This window comes from Olsenella profusa F0195 (genome assembly GCF_000468755.1).
Taxonomy (GTDB): domain Bacteria; phylum Actinomycetota; class Coriobacteriia; order Coriobacteriales; family Atopobiaceae; genus Olsenella_F; species Olsenella_F profusa.
The window spans coordinates 1-1,632 of the sequence record NZ_AWEZ01000031.1; the positions used below are offsets into that span (position 1 = coordinate 1).

Here is a 1,632-nt window from a genome sequence, read left to right on the forward strand (position 1 = left end):
GTTGAATCCGATTCTCATCCGGACGCCCCGCCGCATTCTGCGTTCCGGCAGCCATCCGTACGTCCCCCGGCCGCCCCGGGGGTGACGTAGGCTCGGGTCGCGGTACCATCTGCGGCGTTCGGGTGGGTCTCGGACGCAAGGCTCCGCCACCCCGCGCGGGTGGTTCCGGCACACACCCGAACGGGCCATCGACGCGCCGCCCTTGTCCTTCCGACTACCTGCCCTGGGCCCCGCCGCCCCTCTCGCGCTCCAGGCACCCCGGGGTCAGGTCCAGCTCGTCCACCCCGACGGCCTCGACGCCCAGCGCGTCGAGGAGCGCCTCCCCGCGCGCCCCGAAGGCGTTCAGGAAGGCGTCCCGCGGGGTGAGCCAGGCGAGCTTCCCGCGCGGCTCCGAGTTGACCTCGCTCATCACGAGGGCGCAGTCCGCGCGGGTGAGCAGGTCGAAGGAGCGCCCTCCCTTCGGCAGGATCTTCCGCAGCTCGGAGTGGTTGCGCTCGCAGCCGCCCTTCTGGTCGGGGCGGTGCGCGTCGCAGTAGTAGAGGCGAACCTCGCCCGGCCGCTCGCCTATGGCCGCGGCCAGGGCGGCCTCGTCGGAGAACTCGCCCCCGTTGTCCGTCAGCACGACCCCGAGGACGGCCCGCGCGTCCTCGGGGGAGCCGAGCGCCGCGGTGACGAGCGCGAGCCCCCGGAGCACCGACTGGCAGGACTGCGACTCTATGGGCACGGCGAGCTGGAGGCTCGTGGGGCGGTGGTAGAGCGTGAGCAGGCACCGGGTGTCGGACCTCCTCCCCTCAACGGTGTCCATCTCCCAGGCGCTGTCGCGCACGTCCCCGGGCAGGGCGCGGAAGGCCTCGTGGGACCTCTCGGCCGAGTGCCGCGTGGGCCTCGCCCGGCCGCCCGCGTGCCGGCGGGGCCTGTAGCCGACCTTTCGCCGCAGGTCCATGTTGCTCATGTCGCCGTAGCCGCGGTCTATCCACTCGTAGACCGTGGACCTGGACAGCCCGAGCTCCGGGTGCGTGGCGACTATCTGCTCCGGCGAGAGCCCGCGGGCCGTGCAGCCGCGTATCAGGGCGATCTTGGCGGCGGCCGACCCCTCGTCCTCGTCGATGCCCCTCCGCGCCTCCGAGAGCTCGGCCGCCGCCGCGCGCTGCGCCATCGACGCCCTGTAGAACACCTTCGGGCTCCTGGAGCAGCCGTAGCCCCCGTGCTTGCTGCAGCCGTTGCAGCACCTCGGCCACGAAGCGAGCCTGGGGCACGAGTCGCCCGCGTCGGCCGGCGCGGGCTCGCCCCTCCTCGCCCTCGGGACCCACACGAAGCGGTGCCGCTCGACCTCGTCGTGCACGGTCGAGGGCGACCTGCCGAGCCCCCTCGCCATCGCCCTGCAGCTCTCGTTCCTGTCCAGCCCCCTCTCGATGGAGAGCCTGTCGGCCTTCGCCAGCCTCGCGTAGGCCCTGCCGCGGGACCTTCCCGCCCCGCTCGGGCCCCTGCCCCTGTCAGACACGTCTGTCATCCCAATCCAGTGACGCTGAGAGACGGGCCGGCGTCTCCGGCCCCCACGTCACTGGTTCCACAACTCACCCGGACGCGTGCGGATGACCCGTGGACCCGTTCTGCTGAAGTTTGGATTCGAGC

General features: G+C 72.7%; 1 protein-coding gene. It reads right to left on the reverse strand.

The features are described 5' to 3' along the window. Nucleotides 1-214 precede the first annotated feature (214 nt). Nucleotides 215-1,501, reverse strand: coding sequence for an IS30 family transposase (locus HMPREF1316_RS04230; RefSeq protein ID WP_232204432.1), 1,287 nt, complete (start codon nucleotides 1,499-1,501; stop codon nucleotides 215-217). Nucleotides 1,502-1,632: the final 131 nt, after the last annotated feature.